A 13,567-nucleotide genomic window follows, 5' to 3' on the forward strand; every position below is an offset into this window, starting at 1 on the left:
CCGATTGGTCTGAGCGGGGGCCGGCACGATAAGCCAGCAGGAGTGGGGCTCTTCGGGGCTCAATTTAGGTGGTACCACGATAGTCTCGTCCTATTTTAGGATGAGGCTTTTTATTTTAGCGAAAGGATTTTTTATATGCGAGTTAAGGATACACTGAACCTGGGCAAGACCAAGTTCCCAATGCGGGGCAACCTGCCCAAGCGGGAAGCAGAATGGGAAAAGAACTGGGAAGACCAGAAGTTTTATGAAAGACGCTTGAAGCTTAACGAAGGCCATGAAAGATTTGACCTTCACGACGGACCGCCATTTGCCAACGGAAACATTCACATGGGCCACGCCTTGAACAAGATCACCAAGGACATCATCGTCCGGAGCAAGAACATGGAAGGCTACTACGCTCCTTACGTTCCGGGCTGGGATACCCACGGCCTGCCAATTGAGCAGCAATTGACCAAGCTGGGCGTTGACCGCAAGACCATGGACCGGGCTGCTTACCGGGAATTGTGCCGGAAGTTTGCCATGGAGCAGGTTGAAAAGCAGCGGACCGACTTCAAGCGCCTGGGCGTTATGGGCGACTGGGACCACCCTTACATCACCCTTTTGCCGGAATTTGAAGCCGCAGAAATCCGGATCTTCGGCAAGATGTACGAAAATGGCTACATCTACCAAGGCAAGAAGCCGGTTTACTGGTCCTGGTCCAGTGAATCAACTTTGGCGGAAGCCGAAGTCGAATACCACGACGTGGAATCACCATCAATTTACGTTTCCTTCCCGGTCAAGGACGGCAAGGGCAAGCTGAGTGAAGAAAACACCTACTTCCTGATCTGGACGACCACGCCATGGACTATTCCTTCCAACCAAGGGATTGCCGTTAACCCGAAGTTTGACTACTCAGTTGTTGAAGTTGGCGACCGCCGTTACGTTGTCGGTACTGACCGCTTGAGCGCCGTAGCCGAAATCTTGGGCTGGGACAGCTACAAGACTGTTCAGCACCTTAAGGGGACGGACATGGAATACATGGTGGCCAAGCACCCTTACATCGAAGGCCGCGACAGCCTTTTGATGGAAGCTGTCTACGTTACTGACGATGATGGTACCGGCCTGGTCCACACCGCTTCCGGCTTTGGTGAAGACGACTACAACGCTGCCATGCGCTACGGCTTTGACATTTTGTCCCCAATGGACAACAAGGGCTGCTTCACTGAAGAAATCCCTGACCCGGACCTGGTGGGCAAGTTCTACACTGACACCAACGAAATCGTCAAGGACAAGCTGGCGGCTGCCGGCAACCTTTTGCACTACAGCACCTTTGTCCACTCCGCCGCTCACGACTGGCGGACCAAGAAGCCGGTAGTCTACCGGGCAACCACGCAATGGTTTGCCTCAATCTCCAAGTTCAGAGACCAGATCCTGGACCAGATTGAAAAGACCACCTTTTACCCGGCCTGGGGCAAGACCCGCCTTTACAACATGATCAAGGACCGGGGCGACTGGGTAATTTCCCGCCAACGTGCCTGGGGCGTGCCTTTGCCAATCTTCTACGCTGAAGACGGCACCGCCATCGTGACGCATGAAACCATCGAACACGTGGCTGACCTCTTTGCCAAGGAAGGCTCCAACGCCTGGTTCACCCACCCGGTTGAAGAACTTTTGCCAGAAGGCTTTACTTCAGAACACTCACCAAATGGCAAGTTCACCAAGGAAACTGACATCCTGGACGTTTGGTTTGACTCCGGGTCATCCTGGAGCGGGGTCCAAGCTCTGGGCAGAGACGTTCACTACCCGACTTCCATGTACCTGGAAGGCAGTGACCAATACCGGGGCTGGTTCAACTCCAGTTTGATCACCAGCGTGGCTACCAACGGGGTAGCTCCTTACAAGTCAGTCCTGTCTCAAGGCTTTACTTTGGACGGGCAAGGACGGAAGATGTCCAAGTCATTGGGCAACACGATCGCTCCTAACGATGTCATCAAGCAAATGGGGGCCGAAATCATCCGCCTCTGGGTTGCTTCCGTTGACGCTTCCGGCGACGTCGGCGTGTCAATGGACATCCTGCGCCAGGTTTCAGAAGGCTACCGGAAGATCAGAAACACCTTCCGCTACATGCTGGCCAACACGGCTGACTTTGATCCGGAAAAGGACCGGGTAGCTTACAAGGACCTGCGCAAGATCGACCAGTACCTGGAAGTCAAGCTTAACGACTTAGTTGCCGAAAGCATTGTCAACTACGACAAGTATGACTTCGCTGACGTCTACAAGCTGGTCTTCAAGTTCATCACCAACGACCTGTCCGCCTTCTACCTGGACTTTGCCAAGGATGTCCTTTACATCGAAGGCAAGGACAGCCACGCCCGCCGGTCAATGCAGACGGTGATCTACGATGCCGCTGTCAAGCTGGCCAAGATCCTGGCACCAATTTTGCCGCACACCATGGGCGAAGTTTGGGGCTACTTGAAGGAAAAGGAAGAAGACGTCTACCTGTCCAACTTCCCTGAAATCGAAGACTACGCTGACGCTGACGACTTGAAGGAAAGCTGGGGCGAATTCATGAAGCTCCGCGACGATGTTTTGAAGGCTCTGGAAGAAGCCCGGGACCAAAAGCTGATCGGGAAGTCCTTTGAAGCCAGCGTAACGGTTTACCCAGGCGAAGCAGCCAAGGCTGCCTTGGACAAGCTGGCTGGGGAAGACTTCCGGGAAATCTTGATCGTGTCCAACCTGGTCATGGGCCAAGGGGAAGTACCGGCTGAAGCCAAGCAATTTGACCAGGCCAGCGTACTTGTCCGCCGGGCCGAAGGCGAAGTCTGCCCACGCTGCCGGATGTACCGGACTGACCTGGGCGCTGACAGCCGTTTGCCGCAACTGTGCGGCCGCTGCGCATCTATCGTGGTCGGCGACCACCCGGAAATACTTGAAGAAGGCCTGGAAGACTAATGCGAACCGGACTTGTAAAACAATTTGCCGAAAAAGCAAGTTTCGGCTTTATCGAAGACGACCAAAATCACAAATTATATTTTGTCTTTTATACTGCCATCAAGGAGGAGGGCTATAAGAGGCTTGAAGTCGGCCAGCGGGTGAGATACCAGCTTGCCCAGGGTAAACACGGACTGCAGTGCATCAACGTTTACTTGGCCAAAGACTAAGCAAAGGAATGACATATGGATTTAAAGGAAACTGAAATTTCAACGAAGGAGGCTTTCCACGGCGGCTTCATCAACCTGCATGTTGAAACCGTGATGCTGCCAAACGGGAAAACCGCCTCCAGAGAGCTGGTCGACCACCGGCCTGCTGCCGCGGCCATCTGCATCAACGATGAAAAGAAGATGCTCCTGGTTACGCAATGGCGGGAAGCGATCAAGCAACTGACTCTCGAAATTCCAGCTGGAATGATTGATGCTAGCGACGTGAGTCCCTTGGATGCAATGAAGCGGGAGTTAAATGAAGAAGGCGGCCTGAAAGCCGAATACTGGGAAAAGGTTGCCGAATTCTACACTTCACCAGGATTTTCCAATGAAAAGCTGCACCTTTTCTACTGTGACACGCTCAGCCCAGTGGCTAACAAACTGGACCTGGACGAGGATGAATTTTTGACGGCAGAATGGTACAGCCTTGAAGAGTTAAAGAACCTGTTGACAGAGGGCAAAATTGTCGACGCAAAGACCATTTATGCTATTTCCGTATGGGAAAACATGCTGCTGACCGGTTCAGAAGGTTAGACTATGACAGAAAAACGTTCCGATTACCGCCGCCGCCAGGCAGAGCAAGCAGAAAAGGCAAATAGACAGGAAGCAGCTGATTCAGCTGCTTTTCCTGCTTTTAAGCAGGACCAGGACCAGAAGACCTTAAAGGCAGAAAGCCTGAAAAAAAGGCTGAATTTTGCTATCCTGGTCGTGTGTCTCTTGATCATCCTGGTTTGGGTGATTTTATTGAAATTTTAAACTGAATTGAGGATTACCGATGAAAATTGCAATCGTTGTTCCAATGGCTGAAGAAGCTGGATTTTATCATCAATACTTTTCCTCAGGTAAAAAAGAAATGTTCGGTTCAACGGAATTCGAACATTTTTCCGTTGCCGGCAACGATCTTTACCTGGGCTTGACCGGAATCGGCAAGGTCCAGGCGGCCATGAACCTGACCAGCCTCCTGGCCAAGGAAAAGATCGACCTGGTCATCATGACCGGGTCGGCAGGGTCCTTGCAAAAAGAAGTTCAGCGGATGGACCTGGTTTTACCAAGCGAATTCGCCTACCACGATGCCCACAACACTTCAGCAGGCAACTATGTCGAAGGACAGATCCCGCAGGAACCGGCCCGCTTTAAGCTGGACTGCGCGGAAAGAGACAAGTTCAAGGACTTTTTGGGCAAAAAGGGCGTGGCCTACAAGGAAGGCTTGGTCGTGACCGGGGATTCCTTCATCTCCTCTCAGGCACAAAAAGACGAAATTCTGGGCAATTTCCCAACCGCCATGTGCGTGGAAATGGAGGGGGCAGCCTTTGCCCAAGTGGCCTACCACTTTAACGTTCCGCTGATTGCCTTGCGGGCCATCTCCGACAATGGGGATGAAGATGCTGACAACGATTTTGCAGCCTTTGTCAGAAAGGTCGGTGCCCAGGCGGCAGAACTGATCGTGGAATACTTAAGGGAGAATGATTTTTAATGAAGCAGGTATATCTTGACAACGCGGCAACCACGCCCATGTCACCGACCGTCATTGACGTGATCACGGATGAAATGGCCAATGACTTCGGCAATGCCTCCAGCACCCACACCCTGGGCCGGAAGGCCCGCAACAGCGTGGAAACGGCCCGGCACACCATCGCCCAGGCAATCAATGCCAAAGACCAGGAGATTATTTTTACCTCCGGCGGTTCTGAAAGCAACAATACGGTAATTTTTGGCGTGGCGGAAATGCAAAAAGCAGTTGGCCGGCACTTGATTACGACCAAGATCGAACATGAATCAGTTTTAAAGTCCATGCAGCACCTGGAGGAGCTGGGCTATGAGGTGACCTACCTGGACGTGGACAGAGACGGGCATATTTCCCTTGACCAGCTCCGCGAGGCTATCAGACCAGACACGATTCTGGTCTCAGTCATGGCTGTCAACAACGAAGTCGGCAGCATCAACCCCCTCAAGGATATCGGCCAAATCGTCAAAGACAGCCAGGCCTTCTTCCATGTTGACGCTGTCCAGGGCCTGGGCAACATTGACCTGGACGTGGAAGAAATGGGAATCGACTTTATGTCGACTTCAGCCCACAAGATCAACGGGCCGAAATTCCTGGGCTTCCTGTATGAAAGAGACGGGATCCGTCTGCCAAACCGGATTTACGGCGGCGACCAGGAACTGAAGCGGCGGGCTGGTACGGAAAACGTGCCGGGGATTGCCGGCTTTGGCCAGGCTGTAGCGGAAGTTCAGGCAGAAAGCAAGGCTGACCTGCAGGCCAAATACACTGATTTCCAGAAGATCATCTTGAGCCGGCTGGATGAGAGCGGGGTGGCCTATGAGGTCAACAGCCCCTTGACCGGTTTGGTTTCCCACCATGTCTTGAATCTCCGTTTAAACGGTTTGTCCACTTATGTCCTTTTGGCCAACCTGGACCTGGCTGGCTTCGCTGTTTCAGGCGGGTCGGCCTGCACGGCCGGTAGCCTGACCCCGTCCCACGTTTTGACGGCCATGTTTGGCCAGGATTCACCAAAGGTCAGCGAATCGATCAGGATTTCTTTTGGCCGCTACAACACGGTTGAAGAAGTGGAAGCTTTCGCGGCTGCCCTGGTGAAGGTGGCCCGCAAGCTGCAAGACCGGAAGCGGGAAGACTAAATAGTTGCTTTTTTAAGGGAATGTACTTACAATTAATAAGCGAGGTTTTACTTTATGGCTAATACTGTGATGATCAATGGCGACAAGCGGAAGTTTATGCTTAACCCAGACGTGAAGCTGTATGCGTTGATTGACGCCGGCTTCCAGAAGACCCCCCGGGGCAACTTTGTCTATGAGCACCCGCTTTACAACGAATCGCCTTACAACGCGACAACCAAGCTGAAGATGACCATCAAGAGCGACTTGACCAGCTTGACTATGGTCGTTACGGATCCAAGCGGCCTGAAGAAGGTAAACCTTTTTAAAAACAAGCAGCTGGCTCCGACGGTTGAACTTTTGGACTACATCTTGAAGGACCTGGAGGAGCGGAAGATTTTAAGCGAAGTGAAGGATTGATTTAATGGTTGACAATAGCAAGATCAGAGTCGTTGTCGGCATGAGCGGCGGGGTTGACTCCTCAGTTTCGGCCCTCTTGCTCAAGCAGCAGGGCTACGACGTCGTCGGCGTTTTTATGAAGAACTGGGACGACACCAATGATGATGGTGTCTGCACGGCAACTGAAGACTACGAAGACGTTAAAAAGGTAGCCGACAAGATCGGCATCCCTTACTATTCGATCAACTTCGAAAAAGAATACTGGGAGCGGGTCTTCCAGTACTTTTTGAAGGAATACAAGGCTGGGCGCACGCCTAACCCCGACATCATGTGTAACACCGAAATCAAGTTCAAGTCCTTCCTGGAATATGCCCTGGACCTGGACGCGGACTACCTGGCCATGGGCCACTATGCCAAGACCATGGTCGATGAAAACGGGGTAACCCACATGATGCGGCCAAAGGACGGCAACAAGGACCAGACTTACTTCCTGAGTCAATTGACCCAAGAGCAGATCAAGCGGGTCATGTTCCCCCTGCAAGACCTGACCAAGACGGAAGTGCGGCGGATTGCCGAAGAAGCCGGCCTGGTCAACGCCAAGAAGAAGGACTCAACTGGCATCTGCTTCATTGGGGAAAGAAACTTCAAGCACTTCCTCAGCGAATTCCTGCCAGCCCAAGGCGGGGACATGGTAACCCCGGACGGGAAGGTTGTCGGTCATCATGCCGGTCTCATGTACTATACGATCGGTCAGCGGCAGGGCCTGGGCCTGGGTTCAACCAAGGAGTCAACCGCTCCCTGGTTTGTCGTGGGCAAGGACCTGGAAAAGAACCAGCTGATCGTGGAGCAGGGCTATGACAGCCCCCGCCTTTACGCTGACCGCCTGCAGGCTTCCGGCATGACTTTCTTTACCGGCAACCCTGAGGAGGACACGGAATTCAAGGCAACCGCCAAGTTCCGCTACCGGCAGTGCGATGTTGGCGTTACGGTCAAGTACCACGCAGCCAGCAAGACTGCTGATGTCTACTTTGACGAACCAGCCCGAGCAGTTACCCCGGGCCAGGCTTTGGTTTTATATAATGGCGAGGAATGCCTGGGCGGCGGAAACATTGACGCTGCCTTCAAGGATGACAAAAAGCTGCAATTAGTTTAACGGCAAGGCCAAGTCCCGGCGGACTTGGCCTTGTTCGTGTTTAGCGGGGCCGTCTTTTGCTATAATAAATAGTGATAGTTACGAGAGGCGATAAAAATCATGGAAATATATTTTGTAAGACATGGCAAGACACAGTGGAACCTGGAGCAGCGTTTCCAGGGCGGGCAAGGCGATTCAAAATTATTGCCGGAAAGTTTGGCCGACATTGAGAAGCTGGGACGTTATTTACAAGGGAAGCATTTTAAGGCGGTTTACGCCAGCCCCCTGGACCGGGCGAGAATGACTGCCCAAGGTCTGATTGGCGCGGCCGGGATCCGCCTGCCCTTACACATCGATGAACGTTTGCGGGAAATGAACCTGGGCAAGCTAGAAGGAATGAAGTACGCTGAGGCGGAAAAGCTCTATCCCCAGGAAATCGACAATTTTTGGCATCACCCGGACAAATACGACAATACTGTCGTAGAGGGGGAAAGCTATGAGCATGCCATGGCCAGGGGGCTGGATTTCGGCCGGGAAATGGCCGAAAAATACCCCAAAGACAGCGACAAGGTCCTGGTGGTCAGCCACGGGGCAGTTCTATCAGCCATCATGGGGGCGCTTTTAGGCTATGACCTGGCCAATCTCAGACAAAACGGGGTTATCTACAATACCAGCGTTTCAGTCTTGGCAAGCCAGGAAAAGGGCCCTGCCTTCAAGCTGGTCAAGTGGTCAGACGTTACTCCTTTAGAGCACAAGATGTCAGAAACGGATGGTTTGTAATGGATCAGAAGATCAATCAGCTTTATGAAGAAGGAAAAGTCGACCAGGCGATTCATGCCTTGATTGAGAAAATCGACCATAATCCCCGGGAAACTGCCAACTACCTGCAGCTGGCCACTTACCTCCTGGACCAGGGCAGCGCTGAGCAAGCCCGGGAGCTCTTGACCAAGGCCCGGGGGATCGCGGAAGATCCCCAGGCCTTGGTCTATGACCTGGCGGTTTGTGACTACGCCCTGGGCGACTTTGATCAGGCCCTGGCCCGCTTGGCCCAGATTCCGGATGATGACATGACCATGTACCAAAAGGCCCTGGTCTACCTCAAGCTGGGCCAGAGCCAGAAGGCCCTGGCTTATGCCCTATCGATCAAAGAAAGTGACGACCGGGTAAAAGAGCTCATCGGGGACATCTGGCTGGCTTTAGGAGAGCTGGAAGCAGCCCGGGCCAGCTACCTGGAAATTGCTGAAGGGCAGAGAAGCAGCAAGCTGAACTTTTTGCTGGGCCTCACTTATTTCAGCCAGGACCGGGAGCAGGCGGAAGAATTTTTTGCCAAGTCCAAAAAGCAGGATCCCAAATATTACCAAAAAGCCAAAGACCAGTATGAGTCCCTGCTGAAGCTGCTGAGCCAGGGAAAGGCAGGGGCTGGGAAAGAATAATAAGGAGCGGGAAATGACCGAGTTTAGCGGTGAAGTAAAGAGCGTTATTTATGAAAACGCGCAAAACATGTACAAGATCTTGCTGGTCGCCGTAAGTCAGCCTCTGGCCGGCTATGACGATGATGAAATCAAGGTGACGGGGACATTCGGGGACCTGGAGCTTGGCCAGGAATACAACTTTACCGGTGACTTGGTCACCCACCCCAAGTACGGCTTGCAGTTTCAAGCGACTGGCTGCCAGCCGGCCCTGCCGAAAGAGACTGGCGGGGTGGTCAAGTACCTGTCTTCTGACAAGTTCCCTGGCATCGGGCCCAAGACGGCGGAAAAAATCGTTGACCAGCTGGGCAGTGGGGGCTTAAAGAGCTTGCAGGCTGATCCAGCCTTGATCGCCAAGCTGGATCTTTCCCAAAAGCAAAAAGACAGCCTCTTGTCCGGCCTGGCCCAGATGGATTCCTTTGACGACCTGGCTATGACTTTGGCCAGTTACGGGATTCCCCGCAAGGTGGCCGGCCGCCTTTACCAGAAGTACCATGACCAGACCTTGAAAAAGCTGCAGGCCGATCCCTACCTGCCTTTAGGCGAAGTGACCGGCTATTCCTTCAAGCAGGCCGACCACTTGGGAATTGGCTTCGGAATTGCCCTTGACAGTCTGGAGCGGGCTGATGGCAGTATCCTGGCGGTTTTGCTCCAGGCCTTGACCATGGAGGGGGAAACCTACCTGGAACTGGAAGAACTTTTGCCAGCCGCCAAGGAACTGACAAATATAAATTTTGACCGCCTGGCAGAAGCAGTTAACGACCTGCAGGACAAGAAGAAGGTCGTCGTGGAAAAAGGCCGGGCCAGCCTGCTGGCCCCATTTCAAGTGGAAAGCGAGATCGTGACCGACCTGGAAGACCTTTTAGCCAAGGGCAAGGAAGCGGACTACCGGGAAAAGGACTTGGACCAGGCCATCAAGCGGGCCGAAAGGAAGCTGGGGATCAGCTATGACCCTGAGCAAAAGCAGGCCATCAAAAACGCGGTAACCAGTCCGGTCTCCATCCTGACTGGGGGACCCGGGAGCGGGAAGACGACCATCATTGACGGGATCTTGCTGGTCTTAAAGGACCTGGTCGACATGGACGAAGAAGAAGCTGAAGAAGCGATTCTCCTGGCCGCGCCAACCGGCCGGGCAGCCAAGCGGATGGGGGAAGTCACCGGCTATCCGGCCAAGACCATCCACCGCCTCTTGGGCCTGGGGATCGACAACAGCGAGGAAATGGAGCTGAATGATTTGGAAGGGGAGATCTTGATCGTCGACGAAATGTCCATGGTCGACATCTACCTCTTTGAAAAGCTGCTCAGCGCCATTAGCAATATTCACCACCTGGTCTTTGTCGGTGACAAGGACCAATTGCCATCCGTCGGGGCGGGGAAGGTTTTCGCTGACTTGATCGAGGCGGACTTCATTCCGACCTGCCAGTTGCAGGTGGTCCACCGGCAAAAGGACGATTCAACGATCATTCCCCTGGCCCACGCGGTCAACGAAGGAGCCAACCCGGCTGTTCTCTTGCAAAAGACGGCCAGCTACTCCTTTATTCCTTGTCAGCCCCATGCCGTGCCTAGCGCCGTCGAGCAAATCACCCAGGCAGCCTTAAAGAGTGGCTTTGCGGCTGACGACATCCAGGTTCTGGGGGCTATGTACCGGGGCGACGGGGGGATCAACAGTTTGAATGACACCCTCCAGCGGGTGATCAACCCGGAAAAGGGCAATGATAAAGCAGTTGAGGCCCATGGTGAGAACTTCCGCCTGCATGACCGGGTCCTGCAGCTGCAAAATGACCCGGAGCGGGGGATCTACAACGGCGAGATTGGAAAGGTCGTAGCCGTTGACCCGGAAATGCTGGAAGACGAGGATGACGAAGTCAAGCTTTTGGTCAATTTTGACGGCAAAGAAGTGGCTTACACGCAGGCAGACTTGAATAATCTGACCCGGGCTTATGCCATCACCATCCACAAGTCCCAGGGGTCAGAATTTCCTTTGGTCATTCTCTGCTTAACCATGCAGAACTATATCATGCTCAAGCGCAATCTTTTGTATACGGCCATCACCCGGGCTTCCCAGAAGCTTGTCATGGTCGGAGAAGAGCAGGCTTTTGCCCAGGCCATGCGGGTCAAGGGCAATGAGCGGCGGACCAACCTGGTCTGGCTCTTGAAGGACCGCTTTAAGCCAGAAGAACAAAGTAAGCAAGAGAGTAGTGACTATACAGAGAATACTCTGGATAAAGAAGAAAAAGCCGAAGATTACATCTTGACCGGGGCCCGGATCAGCCGGGCGGAGATTTCCCCCATGGTTGGCATGGAGGACCTGGTTCAGGGATGTAAGAACCTGGCAGAAATCGTCCGGACCAAGGGGCCAGGAGCCTAACTTAATAAGATTTTTGACAGAAAGACCACTTAGCTTGGTCTTTCTTTTTTGCCCAAAAAATAAGTTAGTTAGCCTTTGAGAAAGTTTGGTAAAAAATGACAGAAAAAGAAACAAAGAAGACAGTCAAAAAGATCATCATAGGTTTTGGCAAGGGGGGCAAGGCCCTGGCCAAGTTCCTGGGCTAGCAGGGCGAAGAAGTCCTCCTGGCGGAAAAGTCAGCCAAGATGTACGGGGGCACCTGCATCAACATCGCATGGCCACCAGGGTCAAGCGCCTGATTTTGGAAGGGGCAGCCGGTAGCGATTTTTCGGAAGCAGTCGCTGGCAAAAATGAGATGATGGCCCAGTTGCGGGAGAAAAGCTACCAGATGCTGGCGCAAGAATCTACACCCACCCGATCATGAGCGAGGCCTCTTCAAGCAATAAAAAAAGAACTCCTTTCGGAGTTCTTTTTTGCTATCAAGCTTTATTTCTTTTCGACCAGCATTGGCAGAATCATTGGCCGTCTTTCAGTCCGGGAGTATAGGAAGTCCTGCAGGCTCTCGATGATCGCCTTGCGAATTTCGCTGTCCTTAGGCTTGTCGCTCTTGGCCATTTCCGTCTTCAAGACATGGTAGACGAGCTTCTGGGCCGCGTTGATCAAGTCCTGGGATTCACGCATGTAGACAAAGCCCCGGCTGAGGATGTCAGGGCCTGCCAAAACCTGCTTGTGCTTGTAGTCAACCGTGGCTACGGCTACTACCAGCCCTTCTTCAGACAGGATCTGCCGGTCGCGGACCACGATGTTGCCGACATCAGCAGCACCGGAAGTGTCGACGAAGACGTCCTTGACGTGGATGTCGCCGGCGATTCTGGCCCCTTCAGGGCTGAAGCAGACCACTTCACCGTTCTTCAAGACGAAAGTGTTCTCTGCCGGCACGCCTGCTTGCTGGGCCAGGTGGGCGTGGACAACCTGCATCCGGTATTCACCGTGCACCGGGATCATGTACTTCGGCTTGGTCAGTTCGACCATCAGCTTCAGTTCTTCCTGGCCGCCGTGGCCGGAAGTGTGGACATTGTTGACCCGGCCGTGGACCACGTTGGCCCCGCCTTCCATCAGCTTGTTGATCAGCTGGTTAACGCTCAGGGTGTTGCCTGGAATCGGGTTGGAAGAGAAGATCACAGTGTCATGCGGCTTCAACTTGATCTGCCGGTGGGTGCCGTTGGCAATCCGGGAGAGGGCAGCCAGGGGCTCACCCTGGGAACCGGTACAGAGGAGCATGACCTTTTCTGGCGGCAGGGAGTTGATTGCTTCAGCATCGACAATCAAGCCTTCCGGCACATCCAGATAGCCCAGGTCGATCCCGTTTTGGATCCCGTTCTCCATGCTCCGGCCAAAAATCGCCACCTTGCGGCCGGTGTCGATCGCGGCTTGAATGGCGGTTGACACCCGGTAAAGGTTGGAAGCGAAAGTGGCAAAGATGATCCGGCCTTCAATGCCGGTGATGATGTTGTGCAAAGAGCTGGCAACGAAGCGTTCAGACTTGGTAAACTGCGGCACTTCGGCGTTGGTTGAGTCACTCAAGAGGGCCAAAACGCCTTCTTCGCCCAGATGGGCCATTCTCTGGAAGTTAGGGGCCGGCTGGTTCATGACCGGGGTCAAGTCGAACTTAAAGTCGCCAGTAAAGACGACCGCGCCCAGCGGAGTGTGGACGGCAATCCCCAAAGTGTCGGGGATTGAGTGGGTGGTTCTGAAGAAGGTCACCTTCAGCTTGTCAAAAGTCAAAACCGTGTCTTCGTGCTCTTCATGCAGCTCGGTCCGGTCCAGGATCCCGTGTTCTTCACACTTGCTCTTGATCAAGGCCAGGGCAAAAGGCGTGGCGTAGACTGGAATTTCCGGAATCTTTTCCAGCAGGAAGGGAATCCCGCCGATGTGGTCTTCGTGGCCGTGGCTGACAACCAGGGCCTTGATCTTCTCTCGGTTCTTGACCAAGTAAGAGTAGTCGGAGATAACATAGTTGATCCCCAGCAGATCATCTTCCGGGAACTTGATGCCGCAGTCCATGATGACGATTTCGTCTTGGTACTGGACACAGTACATGTTACGGCCGATTTCGTGTAATCCCCCGATCGCGAAAACGGCTACTTCGTTTTGCTTAATCTTCACTGTTAGTTTGTCCAAAGGCAGTCAGCTTGAAGTCAGCGTGTTCTTGTTCGTACTTCAAGGAGTTGCCGGTTAATTCTTGGATGAGCTCAATGTTGTAGGGGGTGTTTTGTTCAACGAGGGCTCTGGCTTGGACAATGTTGTCGGCTTCCATGTAGAGAGTCTGAGTCGTTTCTCTGCGTGGGTTAACGATCTTGTCCTTTTGATATAAAACTTTGTAGATCATAAAAAATCTCCTTATTGTTTAATTGTAATTTGATCTCTG

At 53.1% G+C, this 13,567-nt stretch carries 13 protein-coding genes and 1 pseudogene; 12 read left to right on the plus strand and 2 right to left on the minus strand.

The features are described 5' to 3' along the window. The first annotated feature begins 135 nt into the window (after positions 1-135). The 12 genes and pseudogenes from ileS to LJ046_RS05260 all read left to right on the plus strand — a co-directional run. Positions 136-2,931: an isoleucine--tRNA ligase gene (ileS, locus tag LJ046_RS05205; RefSeq protein WP_002879124.1), complete on the plus strand. Its 2,796-nt coding sequence runs from the start codon at positions 136-138 to the stop codon at positions 2,929-2,931. After that, positions 2,931-3,140, plus strand: coding sequence for a cold-shock protein (locus tag LJ046_RS05210; protein WP_002879123.1), 210 nt, complete (start codon positions 2,931-2,933; stop codon positions 3,138-3,140). The genes ileS and LJ046_RS05210 overlap by 1 nt, the downstream gene beginning before the upstream one ends. 15 nt (positions 3,141-3,155) lie before the next feature. Further along, on the plus strand, positions 3,156-3,713 hold the full coding sequence (locus LJ046_RS05215) for an NUDIX hydrolase (RefSeq protein WP_002879120.1): 558 nt from the start codon (positions 3,156-3,158) through the stop codon (positions 3,711-3,713). Between the two features lie 3 nt (positions 3,714-3,716). Next, positions 3,717-3,935, plus strand: a complete 219-nt coding sequence (locus LJ046_RS05220) for a hypothetical protein (RefSeq protein ID WP_002879119.1) — start codon at positions 3,717-3,719, stop codon at positions 3,933-3,935. Between the two features lie 19 nt (positions 3,936-3,954). Next, positions 3,955-4,653, plus strand: coding sequence for a 5'-methylthioadenosine/adenosylhomocysteine nucleosidase (locus tag LJ046_RS05225; RefSeq protein ID WP_002879117.1), 699 nt, complete (start codon positions 3,955-3,957; stop codon positions 4,651-4,653). After that, on the plus strand, positions 4,653-5,816 hold the full coding sequence (locus LJ046_RS05230; RefSeq protein ID WP_002879115.1) for a cysteine desulfurase family protein: 1,164 nt from the start codon (positions 4,653-4,655) through the stop codon (positions 5,814-5,816). The genes LJ046_RS05225 and LJ046_RS05230 overlap by 1 nt, the downstream gene beginning before the upstream one ends. Positions 5,817-5,870: 54 nt before the next feature. Further along, positions 5,871-6,212 (plus strand): DUF1831 domain-containing protein, encoded by a 342-nt coding sequence (locus LJ046_RS05235; protein ID WP_002879114.1) that lies wholly within the window; start codon positions 5,871-5,873, stop codon positions 6,210-6,212. Between the two features lie 4 nt (positions 6,213-6,216). Beyond that, positions 6,217-7,344: a tRNA 2-thiouridine(34) synthase MnmA gene (gene mnmA, locus LJ046_RS05240; RefSeq protein WP_002879109.1), complete on the plus strand. Its 1,128-nt coding sequence runs from the start codon at positions 6,217-6,219 to the stop codon at positions 7,342-7,344. Positions 7,345-7,443: 99 nt separating this feature from the next. Then, entirely contained in the window at positions 7,444-8,103 is a 660-nt protein-coding gene (locus LJ046_RS05245; protein ID WP_002879104.1) for a histidine phosphatase family protein, read from the plus strand. After that, positions 8,103-8,756: a tetratricopeptide repeat protein gene (locus tag LJ046_RS05250; RefSeq protein ID WP_002879102.1), complete on the plus strand. Its 654-nt coding sequence runs from the start codon at positions 8,103-8,105 to the stop codon at positions 8,754-8,756. Before LJ046_RS05245 ends, LJ046_RS05250 begins: the two co-directional genes overlap by 1 nt. 13 nt (positions 8,757-8,769) lie before the next feature. Then, positions 8,770-11,160 (plus strand): SF1B family DNA helicase RecD2, encoded by a 2,391-nt coding sequence (gene recD2, locus LJ046_RS05255; protein WP_002879101.1) that lies wholly within the window; start codon positions 8,770-8,772, stop codon positions 11,158-11,160. A 95-nt stretch (positions 11,161-11,255) separates the two neighbouring features. Beyond that, positions 11,256-11,554 (plus strand): annotated as a pseudogene (locus LJ046_RS05260) (pyridine nucleotide-disulfide oxidoreductase); the annotation flags it as partial. Positions 11,555-11,625: 71 nt separating this feature from the next. On the opposite strand, the gene rnjA reads toward LJ046_RS05260, so the two are convergent. Both rnjA and LJ046_RS05270 read right to left on the minus strand, forming a co-directional pair. Next, a complete protein-coding gene (gene rnjA, locus LJ046_RS05265) occupies positions 11,626-13,305 on the minus strand; it encodes a ribonuclease J1 (protein ID WP_002879100.1) in 1,680 nt (559 codons plus the stop codon). Next, entirely contained in the window at positions 13,295-13,528 is a 234-nt protein-coding gene (locus LJ046_RS05270) for a DNA-dependent RNA polymerase subunit epsilon (protein ID WP_002879098.1), read from the minus strand. Before LJ046_RS05270 ends, rnjA begins: the two co-directional genes overlap by 11 nt. Positions 13,529-13,567 lie beyond the last annotated feature (39 nt).

The sequence above is a fragment of the Lactobacillus delbrueckii subsp. jakobsenii ZN7a-9 = DSM 26046 genome (genome assembly GCF_001888925.1).
Lineage (GTDB): Bacteria > Bacillota > Bacilli > Lactobacillales > Lactobacillaceae > Lactobacillus > Lactobacillus delbrueckii.

Bases quoted from the DNA above. Each gene is read 5' to 3' on its own strand.
- LJ046_RS05245 (WP_002879104.1), top strand. From the start codon at position 7,444: ATGGAAATATATTTTGTAAGACATGGCAAGACACAGTGGAACCTGGAG.
- LJ046_RS05235 (WP_002879114.1), top strand. From the start codon at position 5,871: ATGGCTAATACTGTGATGATCAATGGCGACAAGCGGAAGTTTATGCTT.
- LJ046_RS05230 (WP_002879115.1), top strand. From the start codon at position 4,653: ATGAAGCAGGTATATCTTGACAACGCGGCAACCACGCCCATGTCACCG.
- LJ046_RS05210 (WP_002879123.1), top strand. From the start codon at position 2,931: ATGCGAACCGGACTTGTAAAACAATTTGCCGAAAAAGCAAGTTTCGGC.
- mnmA (WP_002879109.1), top strand. From the start codon at position 6,217: ATGGTTGACAATAGCAAGATCAGAGTCGTTGTCGGCATGAGCGGCGGG.
- LJ046_RS05250 (WP_002879102.1), top strand. From the start codon at position 8,103: ATGGATCAGAAGATCAATCAGCTTTATGAAGAAGGAAAAGTCGACCAG.
- recD2 (WP_002879101.1), top strand. From the start codon at position 8,770: ATGACCGAGTTTAGCGGTGAAGTAAAGAGCGTTATTTATGAAAACGCG.
- LJ046_RS05220 (WP_002879119.1), top strand. From the start codon at position 3,717: ATGACAGAAAAACGTTCCGATTACCGCCGCCGCCAGGCAGAGCAAGCA.
- LJ046_RS05225 (WP_002879117.1), top strand. From the start codon at position 3,955: ATGAAAATTGCAATCGTTGTTCCAATGGCTGAAGAAGCTGGATTTTAT.
- ileS (WP_002879124.1), top strand. From the start codon at position 136: ATGCGAGTTAAGGATACACTGAACCTGGGCAAGACCAAGTTCCCAATG.
- LJ046_RS05215 (WP_002879120.1), top strand. From the start codon at position 3,156: ATGGATTTAAAGGAAACTGAAATTTCAACGAAGGAGGCTTTCCACGGC.
- LJ046_RS05270 (WP_002879098.1), bottom strand. From the start codon at position 13,528: ATGATCTACAAAGTTTTATATCAAAAGGACAAGATCGTTAACCCACGC.